The 2,240-nt window shown below is 39.2% G+C and carries 3 protein-coding genes; 1 reads left to right on the top strand and 2 read right to left on the bottom strand.

From position 1 onward, the window contains the following. A partial coding sequence (gene whiA, locus ACRCJ0_RS12365) for a DNA-binding protein WhiA (protein ID WP_431390612.1) occupies positions 1–808 on the top strand: 808 nt, incomplete at its 5' end. Between the two features lie 391 nt (positions 809–1,199). Here the strand turns inward: whiA and ACRCJ0_RS12360 are convergent. Together ACRCJ0_RS12360 and ACRCJ0_RS12355 are read right to left on the bottom strand one after the other, a co-directional pair. Further along, positions 1,200–1,625: a DUF1772 domain-containing protein gene (locus ACRCJ0_RS12360; RefSeq protein WP_417894235.1), complete on the bottom strand. Its 426-nt coding sequence runs from the start codon at positions 1,623–1,625 to the stop codon at positions 1,200–1,202. 196 nt (positions 1,626–1,821) lie between these two features. Next, positions 1,822–2,202: a single-stranded DNA-binding protein gene (locus tag ACRCJ0_RS12355; protein WP_059348413.1), complete on the bottom strand. Its 381-nt coding sequence runs from the start codon at positions 2,200–2,202 to the stop codon at positions 1,822–1,824. Between the last annotated feature and the right edge of the window lie 38 nt (positions 2,203–2,240).

The following is a 2,240-nucleotide window of genomic DNA, read 5'->3' as shown; positions in this document are numbered from 1 at the left end:
CGTACAGACAGAAAATGCTGCAATTGCCCGACGAATCTACTCACTGTTGAAGGAATTTTTTCATACCCACGGTGAGTTGGTTGTTCGGAAGAAAATGAAATTAAAGAAGAATAATATCTATATCGTGCGGGTGAAAGACCGGGTTGAGGAAATCTTGAAGGATTTAGAAATTCTAGATAATTTGGTCATCAATCCAAATATTTCAGCCGAAATGATGGAGAATGAACAGCGGAGTAGATCTTACTTGCGTGGGGCATTCTTGGCTGGAGGGTCAGTGAATAACCCTGAAAAATCAGCTTATCATTTAGAAATCTATTCCGTATATGAAGAGCATTGCGAAGACTTGGTGACTATGATGAACCAGTTTAATTTAAATGCGCGGTCAGTGGAACGTCGGTCTGGCTATATCGCTTATTTAAAAGGGTCAGAACAGATTGCTGACTTCTTAGCCCTAATTGGGGCCACCTCTTCTATGCTGAAGTTTGAAGATATTCGGATTGTCCGCGACATGCGTAATTCAGTCAACCGGATTGTCAACTGTGAGAATGCCAACTTAAATAAGACGGTGACAGCAGCTTCCAAGCAGGTTGAAAATATCGAATTGATTCAAGCAACCGTAGGGATTGGTGAATTACCTGAAAAATTACAAGAGATTGCCTTACTGCGGTTGGAAAACCCAGAAGCATCTATTAAAGAGTTAGGGGAACTGGTTGACGGTGAACCGATTTCTAAATCAGGTGTCAACCACCGACTACGTAAGATTAACCAGTACGCTGAGCAATTAAGAAATACAGCAATTACACAGTAGGATAAATTTAGAAGAATAGATATAGAATGAAGCGATTTGACGGGGGGTGACTGCTTGAAAATCGCTTTTTTAATTGCAATTTTCGTGGATATAATCATTTGGTTATAGCAGGCGCCAAAATTCAGTATTGGTCGTTTTTTCTTTGTATTACATAATATAGGATGATCATTCAGCCAGATGATTGTTCAGTAAAAACGTCTTAAAAGATTTACGATAAAAGCCTTGTGGATGAAGATTTTCTTCAGTCACAAGGCTTTTCTATAGCTGATGCATGTGCAGGTGACCAGCTGGTATTAGGTTTGGTTTAGTGAATAATTAGGTGACGGTAGGCTAGTCATTTAATGATGGTATGTTTAATTATTTAATGATGATGCAGTTAATAATATTATTATTAACTGATAGCTAGGGCTAAGGCAACTAGGGCAGATCCAGTTCTTACATGGTTCCACCTAGACCATTGTTGGACAAAGTCAGTCCAATCGATTCGGATTTTTCGGTTAGCTAGTTGGCGGTTCAGTGGCATATTGAAGGCGATAGTTACGCTGATGACACCGACAAAATAAATCACAAAGCTCAGATACATTTGCCAGTCAATGGGGTTGCCCAGCAAAATCATCGCAATGAATAAAAATATCGGTGCGAAAAAACTGCCTAGAAATTGGTCGTTTTCAACCTGCTTATTGATGTCCTGCATAATCCTTTGGCCAACGTTACCGGCTTGTTTACCAAGAACTGGCATGATGGTGTTGGAGAAAGAAAAATAGAAGCCTAGTTGGATGGCCAGGCAAAGGACATAGACAACCTGAAAAATAGACATACTTGCTTCCCCCTAACCAGAATGTGTTCTACAATAGTTTCACTAATAGCTTTTATTAAACGCCTGAATTCAAGTCTATATAAAAGTTTTTCTTTAAGTCTATTGTACTGGAACATTTTTCTACTGGAAAGTGTGGGATCTATCTAAATCAGGATGGGTCTCATTTAGGACGAATTAATCAAGTTTTGTATCTTCTTTAATCTAAAATCAGGGTTTCAATATTGGCCATTAATTGTTCATCTGGATTTTGTGGTTGATCAATGCCAATTTTCTTGCGAAGGAAAGTCACTTCAGACACTTGAACCTCAATTGTTGAGACGTTTTGCCCTTGTTTATTTTCAAACTGACGCATACGCAATTGACCAACAACCGCTAATTCATCGCCTTTTTGCATATAGGTATCAATGAGTTTAGCCGTCCCGTTCCAAGCGGTAATTGGAATAAAATCGACGTAGTCAGTCCCATCTTTTCCTTTGCGGTTAATGGCTACTGCATTGTTGACCACTTGTCGGTTATTTGAAATTTCAGTTAGGGCGACTTCTCTGGCTAGACGTCCGATTAATTGCACTTGATTCATTTTTCATCCTCCTAAGGTTTCTGACTCAATAGAGGTTA

Source organism: Aerococcus sp. L_32, assembly GCF_050689315.1.
This window is presented reverse-complemented; position numbering and strand designations above follow the sequence as displayed.